Source organism: Amycolatopsis sp. DG1A-15b, from assembly GCF_030285645.1.
Lineage (GTDB): Bacteria > Actinomycetota > Actinomycetes > Mycobacteriales > Pseudonocardiaceae > Amycolatopsis.
Genome location: NZ_CP127296.1, coordinates 3150235 through 3166120, shown reverse-complemented (window position 1 = coordinate 3166120; position 15886 = coordinate 3150235). Strand labels below are relative to the sequence as shown.

13 protein-coding genes and 3 pseudogenes are annotated in these 15886 nt (G+C 72.7%); 14 read left to right on the top strand and 2 right to left on the bottom strand.

Annotated features, from left to right (window positions below; genetic code table 11):
- From QRY02_RS14505 to QRY02_RS14475, 7 genes and pseudogenes are all read left to right on the top strand, one after another.
- A complete protein-coding gene (locus QRY02_RS14505; protein WP_285992043.1) occupies window positions 1-984 on the top strand; it encodes a helix-turn-helix transcriptional regulator in 984 nt (327 codons plus the stop codon).
- Window positions 981-1961 (top strand): helix-turn-helix transcriptional regulator, encoded by a 981-nt coding sequence (locus QRY02_RS14500; protein ID WP_285992042.1) that lies wholly within the window; start codon window positions 981-983, stop codon window positions 1959-1961. Before QRY02_RS14505 ends, QRY02_RS14500 begins: the two co-directional genes overlap by 4 nt.
- A 9-nt stretch (window positions 1962-1970) precedes the next feature.
- Window positions 1971-2183, top strand: coding sequence for a bacteriophage holin (locus QRY02_RS14495; RefSeq protein ID WP_285992041.1), 213 nt, complete (start codon window positions 1971-1973; stop codon window positions 2181-2183).
- Between the two features lie 31 nt (window positions 2184-2214).
- The gene (gene tatA / locus QRY02_RS14490; RefSeq protein ID WP_103342696.1) at window positions 2215-2529 is read left to right on the top strand and encodes a Sec-independent protein translocase subunit TatA; all 315 of its coding nucleotides are present in this window, start codon (window positions 2215-2217) and stop codon (window positions 2527-2529) included.
- An 87-nt stretch (window positions 2530-2616) separates the two neighbouring features.
- On the top strand, window positions 2617-3588 hold the full coding sequence (tatC, locus tag QRY02_RS14485) for a twin-arginine translocase subunit TatC (protein WP_285992040.1): 972 nt from the start codon (window positions 2617-2619) through the stop codon (window positions 3586-3588).
- The gene (locus QRY02_RS14480; RefSeq protein WP_285992039.1) at window positions 3588-4469 is read left to right on the top strand and encodes a diacylglycerol/lipid kinase family protein; all 882 of its coding nucleotides are present in this window, start codon (window positions 3588-3590) and stop codon (window positions 4467-4469) included. Before tatC ends, QRY02_RS14480 begins: the two co-directional genes overlap by 1 nt.
- A 138-nt stretch (window positions 4470-4607) precedes the next feature.
- Window positions 4608-4709: pseudogene (locus QRY02_RS14475) on the top strand (IS481 family transposase); the annotation flags it as partial.
- Here QRY02_RS14475 and QRY02_RS14470 read toward each other — a convergent pair.
- Window positions 4706-5281, bottom strand: a complete 576-nt coding sequence (locus QRY02_RS14470; protein WP_285992038.1) for a hypothetical protein — start codon at window positions 5279-5281, stop codon at window positions 4706-4708. The pseudogene QRY02_RS14475 and the gene QRY02_RS14470 sit on opposite strands and share 4 nt — an antisense overlap.
- A 148-nt stretch (window positions 5282-5429) precedes the next feature.
- Here QRY02_RS14470 and QRY02_RS14465 point away from each other — a divergent pair, with 148 nt between their 5' ends.
- From QRY02_RS14465 to QRY02_RS14445, 5 genes and pseudogenes are all read left to right on the top strand, one after another.
- The gene (locus tag QRY02_RS14465) at window positions 5430-8261 is read left to right on the top strand and encodes a DEAD/DEAH box helicase (protein ID WP_285992037.1); all 2832 of its coding nucleotides are present in this window, start codon (window positions 5430-5432) and stop codon (window positions 8259-8261) included.
- A 159-nt stretch (window positions 8262-8420) separates the two neighbouring features.
- Window positions 8421-9191, top strand: a complete 771-nt coding sequence (locus QRY02_RS14460; protein ID WP_285992036.1) for a DUF4333 domain-containing protein — start codon at window positions 8421-8423, stop codon at window positions 9189-9191.
- A 78-nt stretch (window positions 9192-9269) separates the two neighbouring features.
- Window positions 9270-10456 (top strand): annotated as a pseudogene (locus QRY02_RS14455) (GNAT family N-acetyltransferase).
- Between the two features lie 54 nt (window positions 10457-10510).
- The gene (locus tag QRY02_RS14450; RefSeq protein ID WP_285992035.1) at window positions 10511-11725 is read left to right on the top strand and encodes a GNAT family N-acetyltransferase; all 1215 of its coding nucleotides are present in this window, start codon (window positions 10511-10513) and stop codon (window positions 11723-11725) included.
- A gap of 50 nt (window positions 11726-11775) precedes the next feature.
- Window positions 11776-12841, top strand: a pseudogene (locus QRY02_RS14445) (IS630 family transposase).
- Here the strand turns inward: QRY02_RS14445 and QRY02_RS14440 are convergent.
- Window positions 12838-13782: a 5'-3' exonuclease gene (locus QRY02_RS14440; RefSeq protein WP_285992034.1), complete on the bottom strand. Its 945-nt coding sequence runs from the start codon at window positions 13780-13782 to the stop codon at window positions 12838-12840. The pseudogene QRY02_RS14445 and the gene QRY02_RS14440 sit on opposite strands and share 4 nt — an antisense overlap.
- A 508-nt stretch (window positions 13783-14290) precedes the next feature.
- On the opposite strand from QRY02_RS14440, the gene QRY02_RS14435 reads away from it, so the two are divergent.
- Both QRY02_RS14435 and QRY02_RS14430 read left to right on the top strand, forming a co-directional pair.
- Window positions 14291-15433 carry a M24 family metallopeptidase gene (locus QRY02_RS14435; protein ID WP_285992033.1) on the top strand — a complete coding sequence of 381 codons (1143 nt, stop codon included), beginning with the start codon at window positions 14291-14293 and terminating at the stop codon, window positions 15431-15433.
- Window positions 15430-15885 carry an Lrp/AsnC family transcriptional regulator gene (locus QRY02_RS14430; protein ID WP_285992032.1) on the top strand — a complete coding sequence of 152 codons (456 nt, stop codon included), beginning with the start codon at window positions 15430-15432 and terminating at the stop codon, window positions 15883-15885. Before QRY02_RS14435 ends, QRY02_RS14430 begins: the two co-directional genes overlap by 4 nt.
- The last annotated feature ends 1 nt before the right edge of the window (window position 15886 follow it).

Here is a 15886-nt window from a genome sequence, read left to right as displayed (position 1 = left end):
GTGTCCACCGCACGCGCCGAACGGCTGGTCAATCTGGTGCTGGCCCTGTTGTCCACCCGGCAGTACCTCACTGCCGAGAAGATCCGCGGCATCGTGCCCGGCTACGGCGACGCGGCCAGCGACGAGGCCTACTTCCGGATGTTCGAACGGGACAAGACCGAGCTGCGCGAACTCGGCATCCCCCTGGAGACCGGCCGCAACTCCGCGTTCGACGCGATCGAGGGCTACCGCATCGCCCGCCGCGACTACGAACTCGGCGAGATCGACCTCGCTCCCGACGAAGCCGCCGCGGTCGCGCTGGCGTCCCGGCTGTGGGACTCCCCGGAGCTGACCGGCCAGGCGCAGGGGGCGCTCGTGAAACTGCGCGCCGCCGGTCTGGAGGTCGACGACCAGGCGCCCACCGTGGTCGAGCCGCGCGTGCGCGCCGAACCGGCGTTCGGGCCGCTGCTGGCCGCGGTCCAGAACGGCCAGGCCGTCCGCTTCGAGTACCGCCGCAGCGGTTCCCCGGAGCGGATCATGCGCACCCTGGAACCCTGGGGCGTGGTGTCGTGGCGGGCCCGCTGGTACGTCGTCGGGCACGACCGCGACCGCGGCGCCACCCGCTGCTTCCGGCTCTCCCGCGTCACCGGGCAGGTCCGCCCGGTCGGCAAGCCCGGCGAGGTCCGGCGGCCCGAGGGCGTCAACCTGCTCAAGCTCGTCACGGCCACCGGCGACAGCGAACCGGCCCCGGTCACCACCGCCCGGGTCTGGGTCGCCGACGGCCGCGCGGCCGGCGTCCGCCGCCGCGGCACCGTGGTCGGCCGCGCGAGCGTCGACGGCGAAGAGGGCGACCTCGTGGAGATCGGCCTGCTCTACCCGGAATCGGCCGCCGACTGGATCAGCGCGCAAGGCCCGGACGTCGTCGTGTTCGAACCCGACGTGCTGGCCAAGAGCGTCCAGGACCGGCTGGAAGCCGTCGTCGCCCGGCAGGTGAGTGCCCGGTGAGCGGGTCCACCGACCGGATGCCGAGACTGCTCGCTCTCGTGCCGTACCTGCTGGCGCGCCCGGGCATCCGCGTCGACGAGGCCGCGCAGGACTTCGACGTCACGCCGAAGCAGCTGCGCAAGGACCTCGAGCTGCTGTGGATGTGCGGGCTGCCCGGCTACGGCCCCGGCGACCTGATCGACCTGTCCTTCGAGGGCGACACGATCGTCGTCACCCACGACGCCGGGATGAGCCGCCCGCTGCGCCTGACCGGCGGCGAAGCGACCGCCCTGCTGGTGGCGCTGCGCGCGCTGGCCGAGACCCCGGGCGTGGTCGACGGCGACGCCGTCCGCCGCTCCATCGCCAAGATCGAAGCCGCCGCCGGGCAGGCGCAGCCGGCCGGTGTGGTCGTCGGCGGGGGAGTGCGCGAGGGCAAGAAGACCGCGCGGACCCGCGAGGAGGTCGCCCGCGCGCTGCAGGACGGGCGCGCGCTGCGGATCCGCTACTACACCGCCTCGAAGGACCAGATCACCGAGCGCACGGTCGACCCGATGCGGCTGCTGATCGTCCAGGCCGTCGGCTACCTCGAGGCGTGGTGCCGCCGCGCCGAAGGCGTCCGGCTGTTCCGGCTCGACCGGCTCGACGAGCTGACCGTCCTCGAAGAGCCGTCGCGGCCGCCCGCGCACGCCCACCCCACCGACATCTCCGACGGTGTCTTCCGCGAGCGTCCCGACCAGCGGGAGGCCGTCCTGGTCCTCGACCCGGACGCACGCTGGGTAGCCGAGTATTACCCGTGCGAGGAGCTCGACGAGCTCGACGGTGGCCGGCTGCGGATCCGGATGCGCTACGCCGACCAGTCGTGGATGGTGCGCCTGGTGCTGGGACTGGGCGGGGAAGCGCTGGTGGAGAGCCCGGCCGACCTCGCGTCCGACGTCGGCCGCCGGGCCGCCGACGCGGTGGCCCGAGCCCGTCACCTTCCGTCAACCTGCGGCCACTAGGCTGGTCGCGTGCCGTACCTGCCCACCGCCCTGCTCATCCTGATCGGCCTCGCCGGCCTCGTGGTCCTGCTGGTGCGGACCGTCAAGGTCTTGCGTGCCTTCCGGCAAACCACAAGCATGGTGGCTACGAACACCCAGGACCGGGCGGGGCTCGTGCGCGCCCGGTCGGCGGCGTTGCGCGTCGCGTTCGCGCAGCGCCACCGCAAAGCGGAAAACCAGTAACATCCCTACCAGACGCAGATAGGAGGCCACCATGCTGAACGGATTGCAGCCGTGGCATTTGATCATCTTGGTGCTCGTCGTCGTGCTGCTGTTCGGGGCCAAGAGGCTTCCCGACGCGGCCCGGTCCATCGGCAAGTCCATGAAGATCTTCAAGGCCGAGACCAAGGATCTGACCGGCGACAAGGCCGCGGCGCACGAAGACGCCGAGCCCGTCGAGACGAAGCAGATCCCGGCCACGCCCGCCGCGCCCGCATCGACCGACCAGCAGGTCGCCGACCTGCAGCGGCAGCTCGACGAGCTGAAGAAGCAGCAGGCGGCCGAGCAGCCGCAGAAGAACGTCAGCTGAGCGGCTCCGGCCACACCCGGTCCCCGGTCCACGGAGCGCGCCGAATCCGGCGCGCTCCGGCGGACTCCGACGAGAACGGAACAACCCGTGGCGGAACCCGCCTCCGGAAACGGTGACAGCCGCAGTTCCAAGCGGCGCAAGCGCAGCCGTCGCACCAACCCCGACGGCACGATGACGCTCATCGAGCACATCTACGAGTTCCGCCGCCGTCTCGGCTTCGCACTGCTCGCCGTCGTCATCGGCGGCATCTTCGGGTTCATCTGGTTCGGCACCAAGCTCGGCCCGATCCCGTCGCTGGGCGACCTCGTCAAGGACCCGTACTGCGCCATCCCGCCGAACCGCCGGCTCGACAGCGCCGACGGGTGCCGGCTGCTGCAGACCGTGCCGTTCGAAGCCTTCATGACCCAGCTGAAGGTCGGTCTCGCGGCCGGGGCCGTGCTCCTCTCACCGGCCTGGCTGTACCAGCTCTGGGCGTTCATCGCGCCCGGTCTGTACAGCAAGGAACGCAAGTACGCGCTGACGTTCGTCGGGTTCGCGTCGGTGCTGTTCGCCACGGGCGCCGTGCTCGCCTACATCCTCTTCCCGCACGCCCTGCAGCTGCTCATGGGCTTCGGGCAGGACGCGTTCGTCACCGCGCTCACCGCGGACAAGTACATCTCGTTCCTGCTGTCGCTGCTGATCATCTTCGGGATCAGCTTCGAGCTGCCGCTCCTGGTGGTGATGCTCAACCGCGTCGGCGTCGTCAAGTACGTGCAGCTGAAGAAGTGGCGCCGCGGCATCGTGTTCGCGCTGTTCGTCTTCGCGGCCTTCGCCACCCCCGGCTCGGACCCGTTCTCCATGCTCGGCCTCGCCGGCGCGCTCACCGTGCTGTTCGAGATCGCCGTCCAGATGGCGCGCTTCCACGACCGCAAGCTCGAAAAGACCCGCGGTGACGAAGGCTGGGACAAGCTCGCCGACGACGAAGCCGCGCCGTTCGACTACACGCCGAGCACCGTCGACGACGAGCCCTCCACCCCGACCGCGTCCGGCGGCCGCTCGAGCACCGACGACGTCACCTAGTGGGCCTCCACGCCGCGCTCGCCGTGCACCCGGCGTCGGGGCACGGCGCGGCGGCCCGGATCGCCGACACCGTCGCCGAGCGGCTGCGCACCGCCGTGGACCGGCTCGACGTGCTCGTCGCCCACTCCGTCGAGGAGTCCCGGGCGCTGATGCGGTCGTCCCACGCCGCCGGGCTCGACGTCCTGATCGTGCTCGGCGGGGACGGCGCCGCCCACCAGGGCGTCCAGTTCTGCGCGAACCACGACGTCGCGCTCGGGCTGGTCCCGGCGGGCACCGGCAACGACTTCGCCCGCGCCCTCGGCCTCCCCGGCGAGCCGCTCCCGGCGGTCGACGCGCTGGTCGCCGCCCTGCGCTCGGGCGCCCGCCGGCGGATCGACCTCGGCCGCGTGGGCGACACCTGGTTCGCGACGGTGCTGTGCGCGGGGTTCGACGCGAGCGTCAACGAACGCGCCAACCGGATGCGCTGGCCGTCCGGGCCGCGCCGCTACGACGTCGCGATCCTGGCCGAACTGGCGGCGTTCCGCTCCCGCCCGGTGGTCGTCGACACCGGCACCGGCCGCCTCGAACTCGACGCGACACTGGTGGCGATCGGCAACACCCGCTTCTACGGCGGCGGCGTCCCGATCTGCCCGACGGCCGACCCCGAGGACGGCGTCTTCGACATCACGATCATCGGCCACGCCACCCGCCGCGGCCTGATCCGCCTGCTGCCGGGCCTGCGCACCGGCAAGCACCTCACCCACCCGGCGGTCCGCACGCTGCGCGCCCGCTCGGTGACCCTGGCCGGCAACACCTGGCCCGCCTACGCCGACGGCGAACCGCAGGGCACGGTCCCGGTGACGGCCAGCTGCGTGCCGGGCGCCCTCACGGTGCTGGCCTAGGGCCCGTCCTCGGTCCCGTCATCGCCGGGATCCTCAACCTGCACGCCTCGACCGTGCACAGGGTCCTGACCCGCCCTGACCTACCGCCGCTCCCACGCCTGGCGCGACACCCTCGCCGACCTGGGCGCCGAAGCCCTACCCGGATTCCTGCACCGCTACAACCACCACCGCGCCCACACCGCACTCGGCGGAAAACCACCCGCCAGCCGCGTCCCCAACCTCACAGGGCAATACACCTAGCGGTCGTAGCCGCCCGCTCGTGCCACCAGGTGCCGGAAGTGCGCCGGGGTCAGCAGCCGTCCCGCCTCGGCGAAGTAGACGCCGCCGCAGCGGTGGCAGAACCAGCCCTGCTCCCACACCTGCTGGGCCGCCGGGACCCCGCGCCGCTGTCGCCGGTGCGCCCGCACGCGCCGCACGTACAGCCACACCAGCACGCCGGCCGCCACGTACACGCACACCGAAGGCAGCGAGAACAGCGCGACACCCAGCGCCTTCGCCGCCGCGCCGCCGGGCGGCGGGTCCTCGGACGCCGAGAACGGCAGCAGCAGGAAACAACAGCCGGCCATGGCCAGCACGATCGCCGCCGCCAGCAGGCCGCCGCCGCGGCGCGGGGGAGGGAAGGGGTCCAGTGCCCGGGCCACCGCCGTCACCGACACGCCGCTGACCTGGCTGCTCGTCACGACGACGCCGTCACCGGCCGGCACCGCGACCATCGGGCCCTGGCCGCGGTAGAAGGAGTGCCCGCCGTGGTAGACCGCCGGCACGTGCTGCACCCGGTCCAGCTGCCCGCAGCCGGGACACGGTTCGATCATCGGGACCTCCTTCCGCCGCTCCGACGCGCCCGCCCGCCATCCGGTTCCCGCGCCCGGCCCTCGCGTATAACGACCTATACCGCCCGGCGCGCCACGCTGTCGGTCACGCGGCGTGCGGACTGCCCGGGAGATGTGAAACGCTGACGAGGTGGCCAGTAGCCCTTCTCCGTCCCCGGCCGAGGCCTATTCGGCCTCCGCGCGCCGCGGGAAGTACCCCCAGCTGACGCGCTTCGCCGCGGAAGCGTCCTTCGAGTTCGACCGGTTCCAGATCCGCGGGTGCGAGGCCCTCGAAGACGGCCACGGCGTGCTGGTCTGCGCGCCCACCGGGGCGGGCAAGACCGTGGTCGGCGAGTTCGCCGTGCACCTGGCGCTCGCCGAGGGCCGCAAGTGCTTCTACACGACGCCGATCAAGGCGTTGTCGAACCAGAAGTACGCCGACCTCGTGGCCCGGTACGGCTCCGGCGCCGTCGGCCTGCTGACCGGGGACACCTCGATCAACGGCAACGCGCAGGTGGTCGTGATGACCACCGAGGTGCTGCGCAACATGCTCTACGCGGGCTCGTCCACGATCATCGACCTCGGTTACGTCGTGATGGACGAGGTCCACTACCTCGCCGACCGGTTCCGGGGCGCGGTGTGGGAAGAGGTCATCCTGCACCTGCCCGAGCACGTCCGCGTGGTGGGGCTGTCGGCGACGGTCAGCAACGCCGAGGAGTTCGGCGAGTGGCTGGTGGAGGTCCGGGGCGACACGACGGTCGTCGTGGACGAGCACCGGCCGGTGCCGCTCTGGCAGCACATGCTGGTCGGGAACCGGCTGCTGGACCTGTTCGCCGGGGACGACGTGCACGCGCCGAACGCCGAGCTGCGGATCAACCCGACGCTGCTGCGCCGGACGGAGGAGATCGGCCGCCAGTACGCGCCGGCGGGGTTCCGCGGGCCGCGGGGCCGGCGGGGTGCGCCGCCGCGGATGCCGCGGTTCCGGCCGCCGTCGCGGGTCGACGTCGTCGAGCAGCTGGACCGGGCCGGGCTGCTGCCGGCGATCGTGTTCATCTTCTCCCGCGCCGGCTGCGACGCCGCGGTGGCGCAGTGCGTCCGGTCGGGGTTGCGGCTGAACGGGCCGGGTGAGGTCGAGGAGATCCGGCGGGTCATCGAGGAGCGCACCGCGGACCTGCCCGAAGGTGACCTGGGTGTGCTGGGGTACTGGGAGTGGCGGGAGGCGCTGGAGCGCGGGATCGCCGGGCACCACGCCGGGTTGCTGCCGGCGTTCAAGGAGACCGTCGAGGAGCTGTTCGTCCGCGGGCTGGTGAAGGTCGTGTTCGCCACGGAGACCTTGGCGCTGGGGATCAACATGCCCGCCCGGACGGTCGTGCTCGAGCGGCTGGTGAAGTACAACGGCGAGGCGCACGTCGACCTGACGCCGGGGGAGTACACGCAGCTCACCGGCCGGGCCGGGCGGCGGGGCATCGACGTGGAGGGGCACGCGGTCGTCGCGTGGCAGCCGGGGGTGGACCCGAAGCAGGTGGCCGGGCTGGCGTCGACGCGGACCTACCCGCTGCGGTCGTCGTTCCGGCCGGGCTACAACATGGCGGTCAACCTGGTGGCGCAGGTCGGCGCGGCCGAGGCGCGTGAGCTGCTGGAGCAGTCGTTCGCGCAGTTCCAGGCCGACCGGTCGGTGGTGGGCACCGCACGCCGGATCGAGCGGAACAAGGAAGCGCTGAAGGGCTACACGGCCGCGGTGACCGGCGATTTCGACGAGGTCCTGGAGTACGTCGAGCTGCGGGCGAAGATTTCGGCGCGGGAGAAGGCGTTGTCGCGGCAGAACACGGCCGTGCGGCGGGCCGGGACCGCGGAGTCGCTGGAGAAGCTGCGCAAGGGTGACGTCATCGCGGTGCCGGCCGGGCGGCGGGCGGGGCTGGCGGTCGTGGTCGATCCGGGGCTTGACCCGATCCGGGAGCCGCGTCCGGTGGTGGTGACCGAGGACCGGTGGTCGGGGCCGTTGTCGGTGGCGGACTTCCCGGCGCCGGTGGAGGCGCTGGGGCGGATCAAGCTGCCCAAGCACATCGAGCTGAGGTCGCCGCGGACGCGCCGGGACATCGCTTCGGCGCTGCGCAACGCCGGGATTTCGCTGCCGGGCCGGCAGGCGCGGCGGTCGGGGGCGAACGAGGACGGGGAGCTGGCCGCGTTGCGGCGGGCGCTGCGGGCGCACCCGTGTCACGGGCTGGCCGAGCGCGAGGCGAACCTGCGCTGGGTCGAGCGGTACCAGCGACTCACCGCGGAGACGCAGCAGCTGGAGCGGAAGGTCGCGGCGACGACGCACTCGCTGGCGCGGGCGTTCGACCGGATTCTGGCTCTGCTCGGTGAGCGCGGCTATCTGGCAGCGGCGCGGAGCGCCTCCGTTGAGGGTGGTGGCGGGGGCATGGATGGACTGGGGCCGGAGTCGGCGGGGGACGGCGAGGATCGCGTCACCGAGCACGGCCGGCGGCTGACGCGGCTCTACAGCGAGTCGGACCTGCTGGCCGCCGAGTGCATCCGGCACGGCGTGTGGCGGAAGCTGAACCCCGCCGAACTGGCCGCGGTCGTGTCGACGCTCGTGTTCGAGGCGCGCCGGGACACCGCCGGTGAGCCGCGGCTGCCGGGTGGGGCGGTGCCCGAGGCGTGGCAGGAGACGGCGCGGTTGTGGGTGGAGCTGACCGAGGACGAGCGGCGGCACCGGCTCGATCGGACCCGGGAGCCCGACGCGGGGTTCGCGTGGCCGGTTTATCGGTGGGCTCGTGGTGAATCCTTGGAGAAGGTCCTCACCGCGGCCGAGGCCAACGGCCAGGAGCTGTCGGCCGGTGATTTCGTGCGCTGGTCGCGTCAGGTGATCGACCTGCTCGACCAGATCCGGGACGTGCTCGGCAAGGCGGATCCGGTGGGTGCGGCGGCGGCGGAGGCGGTGAAGGCACTGCGTCGCGGAGTCGTGGCCGCGGGCGCGGCGTGAACTCGGTGTTAGCCCTGTTCGGTGGCTGCGCGGGCGGTGAGCGTGGACACGTGTGCTCGGCTCCGACCTGTGGTTGGATCGCGTGCGACACCGTGTGTGCGCGGCTTGCCGGTGTTTCGGGGTGGACAGCGAGATGAGCGAAGCAGGCGGAGGCAGACGATGAGCACGCCGTATGGCGGCAACGACCCACAGCAGCCCCAGTACGGGCAGCAGCCGGGCGGCGCGTACCCGCCGAGCGGTTCGCAGGAGCAGCCGCAGTGGGGGCAGTCGCAGCAGCCTTCTTACGATCCGAACCAGCAGCAGCCATGGGGCCAGCCGCAGCAGCCCCAGCAACCGCCCCAGTACGGGCAGCAGCCGGGCGGGTACACCCCGCCGCAGCAGCCGCAGTGGGGCCAGCAGCCGCCGCCCTACGGGCAGCAGCCCGGAGGTGGGTACCCGCAGAGCGGGCCGCAGGCCCAGCCGCAGTACGGGCAGCAGCCCGGTGGGGCGTACCCGCCGAGCGGGCCCCAGGCGCAGCCGCAGTACGGGCAGCAGCCGGGCGGCCAGTACGACTACGGCCAGCAGCAGTTCCCCGGCACGGCCGCCCCGGAGGGGGAGAAGCCGGCGAAGTCGAAGAAGGGTCTGCTGATCGGCGTGGTCGCGGCGATCGTGGCCGTCGCGGTGTTCCTGGTCCTGGGGTTCGTCGCGCCCGGGTTCCTGAAGACGCAGGTCTTCAACAACACCCAGATGCAGACCGATGTGCAGAAGCTGCTGACCGAGACGTACAAGATCGACGGCGTCACCGGTGTCACCTGCCCCGCCGAGCAGAAGGTGGAGGACGGGGCGAAGTTCGCCTGCACCGCCACGATCGCCGGGAAGCAGCAGCAGGTGCCGATCACCGTGAAGGGCGACGGCGGCAACTACGAGGTTTCCCCGCCCGTCGCCAAGTAGCGACCGCCGGCGACCCCGAGGTCCGGCTGCCGGAGGTTCCGGTGGCCGGGCTTCGTCGTTTCCGGAGATGATCCGGGCATGAGCGACTTCGAGATCCGGACGCTGGGCACCGGGGAGCACCGGGCGGCGAGCAACCTGTTCCGGGAGACCGTGCACTTCCCGCCGTCCGACGACGCCGAATGGGTGTACGCGGCGCGGTACTACCAGCCCGGGGGTGCGATCGGGGCGTTCGATCCGGAGCTCATCGGGACGGCGCGGTTCTTCGACGCGGAGCTGACGGTGCCCGGTGGGGCGCGGTTGCCGATGGTGGGTGTCACCTCCGTGGGGGTGCGCGCCGATCGCACCCGCCGGGGGGTGCTGCGGGCGCTGATGACGACGCAGCTGGCGGAGTTCGCCGCGCGCCGGGTGGTGTTCGCGAACCTGCTGGCGTCCGAGGCCGGGATCTACAGCCGGTTCGGCTACGGCTTGGCCACGCGGTACCGCACCTACAGCGTCGACCGGCACCGGGCGCGGCTGCGGCCGGACGCTCCGGTGGGCGGGGAGCTGGAACTGCTGGACCTCGACCGGGCGCTGGCGGTCTGCCCCGGCGTCTACGACGGTCTCGAGCGCCGCCCGGGGATGATGTCCCGGCCGGACGTGCTGTGGCGGCTCTACGAGACGCAGCTGCGGCGGCACGCTTCGCCGGTGAAGGCGGTCGTGCACCACGGGCCAGGGGGGCCGGACGGCTTCGCGACCTACTACGTCGAGGGCCCGCTCGCCCACCCGTGGACCAAGACCCTGGAGGTGGCGGACCTGTTCGCCGGGTCCGCGACCGCGTTCGCGGCGCTGTGGCGGTTCCTGCTCGGCGTCGACCTGGTCGATCGGGTCGTCGCCGATTCGCGGCCGCTGGACGATCCGATCGAGCTGCTGCTCGCCGATCACCGGAGCGGGAACGTCGACCGGATCGGGGACGAGCACTGGATCCGGCTCGTCGACGTCCCGGCCGCGTTGGCCGGCCGGACCTACGGGCACGCCGACGCGGTGGTCGTCGAGGTCGACGACCCGCTGCTGCCCGGCAACAGCGGCAGCTACCTCGTCGGCCCGGACGGTGCCGAGCGCACGGACCGGCCGGCCGGGCTCCGCCTGGACGTCACCACCCTGGCCATGGTCTACCTCGGTACCTGGCGGCGGCCGGCCGGATCGAGGTGCGTGACCCGGCCGCTCCCGAGGCCGCGGACCTGCTCTTCGGCACCCGGCTGGCGGCTTGGAGCGGCAGCCACTTCTGAGCCGCCGCGGAAAACCGCGTGCCGGGGCGGATCTGCCGCGGCAAGATCGGGTGGATGACCGCCTTCGACGTCCGCCCGATCACCGAAGAGGAGCGGCGCGGCACGTTCGACCTGCTGCGCCGCGCGTTGCACAGCCGGCCCGTCCCCGACGACCTCTGGGCCCGGGTCGGGGAGTCCTGGCCCGCCGCGCACAAGTTCGGTGCGTTCGACGGCGGGAGCCCGATCGGGATCGTGAGCTCCTACGACACCGAGATCGCCGTTCCGGGCGGGCGGACGCTGCCGGTCGCCGCGGTGGAGGGCGTCGGCGTCCGCGCCGACCGGACCCGCCGCGGCGTGCTGAGCGCGATGATGGCCGCCCAGCTGGCCGATTTCGTGGCGCGCGGGCTGCCGCTGGCGGTCCTGCACGCCAGCGAACCCACCATCTACGGGCGGTTCGGCTACGGCTCGGCCGCCCTCGGCAAGACCTTGCGGCTGACGCGGCCGGCGGCCCGGTTCCACGAGCGCGTCGCGACTGCGGGCGACGTCCGGCTGCTCACGCCCGAGGAGGCGGTGAAGGAGATTCCCGGGCTGTACCGGCGGATCGGGCTGCATCGGCCGGGCATGATCGGGCGGCCGGAGCGGTGGTGGCCGATCTCGCACGACCGGCACGTGAGCGGGGACGGCCACCTGGTCGCCGTCCACAGTGGACCGGACGGGGACGACGGCTTCGTCGTGTACGCCACGATCAACCGCCGGTCGTTCGATGCACCCGACCGCGGTGCGGTGCTGGACGTCCACGACCTGCACGCCGCCGGCCCGGCCGCGCGGGCCGCGCTCTGGCGGTTCCTGCTGTCGGTGGACCTGGTCTCCGCGGTGCACGCCCGCCACCGCCCGGTCGACGAGCCGCTGGCCCTGATGCTGACCGATCACCGGCACGCGGCCACGGCCGCCGTCGAGGACGACCTGTGGCTGCGGCCGGTCGACGTCGCGGCCGCGCTCGCCGCCCGGACCTACCGCGCGGCCGGCCCGGTGGTGCTCGCGGTGACCGACCGCCTGCTGCCGGCCAACACCGGGCACTACGAGATCGGCCCGGACGGCGCCCGGCGCACCGGCGCCGCCGCGGACCTGGCCCTCGACGTGGACACGCTCGGCATGCTCTACCTCGGGCAGTGGGCCGCGACGACGCTGGCGGACGCGGGCCGCATCGACGTCCGCGACGCGGCGGCGCTCGTGCGGGCCGACGAGCTGTTCACCACGACGGCCGCGCCGTGGTGCGGTACGTCCTTCTAGTGTCACGCGTCGTTAATTGGTTTACGGCTGTGGGTTTGCGATGATGGGTCATGCCTTCGTCGGGTTTGGTGATCAGTGGCGAGGACCGGGCGGTGTTGGAGTCGTGGACACGGTCGCGGGCGATCCGGGCCAGTCATGTCGAGCGGGCCCGGATCGTGCTGGCGGTCGCGGACGGGCATGGAACGGCGGGCACGGCTCGGCTGTACGGGGTTTCTCGTCCGACGGTGATCAAGTGGCGTGACCGGTTCGCCGAGCGTGGCTTGGCGGGGTTGGATGACGAGCCTCGGCCCGGGCGACCGAAGACCGTGGACGATGCCGGGATCATCGCGGCCACCCTTCGAGCCGCCGCCGGAGGCATTGGCGGTCACGCATTGGTCAAGCCGGCTTTTGGGCCGCCACCTGGGTGTCGGCGACGCGACCGTGGCCAGGGCGTGGCGCAGATATCACGTGCAGCCGTGGCGGCAGGAGACGTTCAAGTTCTCCACCGACCCGGAACTGGAAGCCAAGGTCCGGGACGTGGTCGGGCTGTACCTGAACCCGCCCGAGAAAGCGGTGGTGCTGTGCGTGGACGAGAAGTCCCAGATCCAGGCGCTCAACCGCACCGCGCCGATGCTGCCGCTGCGCCCGGGGCTGCCGGAGAAAGCCACCCACGACTACAAACGCAACGGGACCACGACCTTGTTCGCAGCACTGGAGACGGCGACGGGGAAAGTCACCGACCAGTGCTACGACCGCCACGGCAAAGCCGAGTTCCTCGACTTCCTCAAGAAGGTCGCCAAGGCCTACCCGCGCCGCGAACTACACGTCGTGCTGGACAACTACCACACCCACAAGCACGCCGACATCAAGAATTGGCTGGCCAGGAACCCGAGGATCACGCTGCACTTCACGCCCACCTCGGGCTCCTGGCTGAACCTGGTCGAAGTCTTCTTCGGCATCATCACCCGCCAGGCCATCCGCCGCGGATCCTTCGACAACGTCAAACAGCTCGTCACCGCGATCCGGGCCTTCATCAACGGCTGGAACGACCGCTGCCACCCGTTCACCTGGACCAAGACCGCCGACGAGATCCTGCCCCACGCCACCCGGCAACGAACTTCAGACGCGCGACACTAGGTGCCGGGCAGGGCCTTGATCAGCCGTTCGACCGACTGGCCGAGGTTCCACCGTTCGGCCAGCTCGGCGACCCGGGCGGGGTCGGCCGGTGTCGCGGGCACGAGGTCGGGGCGTGACTGCTCCACCGGCGCGTCGACCGCCACCCGGACCACGGTCGGGGCGACGGCGAGGTAGTCCGCCGCATCCTTCAGCCGCAGCCGCGTCTTGAGCGGAACCGCGGCGTCCCCGGCGCCGGCCGCGGCCAGCAGGGCTTCGAGCGACCCGAACTGCGTGATCAGCTTCGCGGCGGTCTTCTCGCCGATGCCCGCGACGCCGGGCAGGCCGTCGGAGGGGTCGCCGCGCAGGGCGGACATGTCCGCGTACGCCGGCCCGGCGGTCTCGCGGGGCAGGCTGTAGCGCTCGGCGATCTCGGCCGGCCCGAGGACTTCGGCCTTGGCCCAGCCCTTGCCGACGTAGACGACCGACGCGGGCGAGGGTTCGCTGCGCACGAGCTGGAAGAGGTCCCGGTCACCGGTGATCACCTCGACCGGGTCGGACTTTTCGCGGGTCGCCAGCGCGCCGATGACGTCGTCGGCCTCGTAGCCGGCGGCTTCGGCGGTGGCGAACCCGAACGCTTCGAGCAGGTCGAGGATGATCGGCACCTGCGGGGTGAGCGTGTCGGGCACCTCTTCGACGTCCGGGCCGCTGCCGGTCTCTTCGGCCACCCGGTGCGCCTTGTAGCTGGGCAGCAGGTCGGTGCGGAACTTCGGCCGCCAGTCGGCGTCGAGGCAGCAGACCAGCCGCGCGGGCCGCCGGTCGGTGAGGATCCGCGCGATCGTGTCGGCGAACCCGCGCACGGCGTTGACCTGCGTCCCGTCGGCGGCGCGCATCGAGTCGGGCAGGGCGAAGAAGGAGCGGAAGTACAGGCTCGCGGAGTCGAGCAGGGCAAGGGGTCCGGTCACCCGCACAGCCTGCCATGCCCCGGCCCGGGTCAGGGGCAAGCCACGCGACTCGGTACGGGAGGAGGAAGGCGCCCGGGGAGGGGGCCGCGGGGGCGGGCCGCTGTACGGATCGGCGCGGCTGGGCGGGCGTGTGCACCCGGGCGCCGGGGGGCGCTGTTGGGATCCGGCGCAGCGGGAAAGCCGGGCGCGCTCGGGCGTGGGAGCGCCGGGGATTGGCGCCGCCCTGATCCGCGCAGTCGGAATGCCGTGCGCAGCCGGGCGCCGAGCGCGCCGAGCGGCACTGTCCGGATCCGGCGCAGTGGGGGATGGCGTGCGCAGCCGGGCGCAGTCTCGATGAGGCGCTCACCCCGGCCGCCACCCGCCTCGGCAGGCGCCGGTGGGCTCGCGCCGCGGGCCGCGGCGGTGCCGGGGCGGGCTTGCCGGCGGTGTGCCGGCCGCGTCACCCGGCCCGGCATGTCGTGGGCCCGGGCGCGTCCGCCGGTCGCGGTGCCCCACTAGGCTCGGCTCCATGTCGCGCCGTTCCCTCCACACGCCCGCTCCCGATGCCGCCGCCCTGCGGGCGCGGCTGGACCGTGCCCGCGCTGCCGCGGCCGCCGCGGGCACCGATGCCCTGCTGATCGCGCCCGGCTCCGACCTGCGGTACCTGCTCGGGCAGGCCGGGGGCTCGTTCGAGCGGCTCACCACCCTCGTCGTCCCCGCCGACGGCACGCCCGCGCTGGTCGTGCCGAAGCTGGAGGCGCCCGGGTACGCCGACGTCCCCACCGATGACCTCGGCGTGGAGCTGCTGACCTGGGTCGACGGCGACGACCCGTACAAGCTCGTCGCCGACCGGCTCGGCAAGCCCGGCCGGGTCGCCGTCAGCGACTTCACCCCGGCCCTGCACGTCCTCGCGCTGCGGGCCGCGCTCGGGGAAGCCGAGCAGACCCTGGCCGGTCCGGTCGTACGGGAACTGCGGATGCGCAAGGACGCCGCCGAGATCGCGTCGCTGCGCGAAGCCGGCGCGGCGATCGACCGGGTGCACGCCCGCGTCCACGAGTGGCTGCGGCCGGGCCGCACCGAGGCCGAGGTCGGCGCCGACATCGCCGCGGCCATCGTCGAGGAGGGCCACGTCCAGGCGGACTTCGTGATCGTCGGTTCCGGCCCGAACGGCGCCAGCCCGCACCACGACGTCTCCGAGCGCGTCATCGAGAAGGGTGACGTCGTGGTCGTCGACATCGGCGGCCCGCTGCCGGCCGGCTACAACTCCGACTCCACCCGCACCTACGCCGTCGGCGAGCCGCGGGACGCCGACGTGGCCGAGACGTACGCGGTGCTGCAGCGCGCCCAGGCCGCCGCGGTGGCCGCGGTGCAGCCGGGCGTCACGGCCGAGGCGGTCGACGCGGCCGCGCGGGACGTCATCGCCGAGGCGGGCTTCGGCGAGTACTTCATCCACCGCACCGGGCACGGCATCGGCCTGGACGTGCACGAGGAGCCGTACATCATCGCCGGGAACGCGCTGCCGCTGGAGCCGGGCATGGCCTTCAGCGTCGAGCCGGGCATCTACCAGCCGGGCCGGTGGGGTGCCCGGATCGAGGACATCGTGATCGTCACCGGAGACGGGTCCGAGTCCGTGAACAACCAGCCGCACGAGCTCGTCGTGCTGGACGCATGACGGTCGGCGGCCTGGAGCCGCTGGACCAGGCGATCGTCCAGGAGCTCGCGGCCGACGGACGGCGCAGCTTCACCGACCTCGCCGAGCGGGTCGGGCTGTCGGTGTCGGCGGTGCACCAGCGGGTGCGCCGCCTCGAGCAGCGCGGGGTCATCCTCGGCTACACCGCGCGGCTCGACGGCGAACAGATCGGCCTGCCGCTGACGGCGCTGATCTCGCTGACGCCGAACGACCCGGGTGCGCCGGACGACTACCCGCAGCGGATCCAGCACATCAAGGAGATCGAGTCGTGCTACTCCGTGGCCGGCGACGAGTCCTACATCCTGCTGGTGCGCGTCCAGTCGCCGCTGGCCCTGGAGGACCTGCTGCGCCGGATCCGGGAGGCCGCGAAGGTGTCGACCCGGACGACGGTGGTGCTCTCTACGCCGTTCGAGGGACGTTCGCCGACGTTCTGAC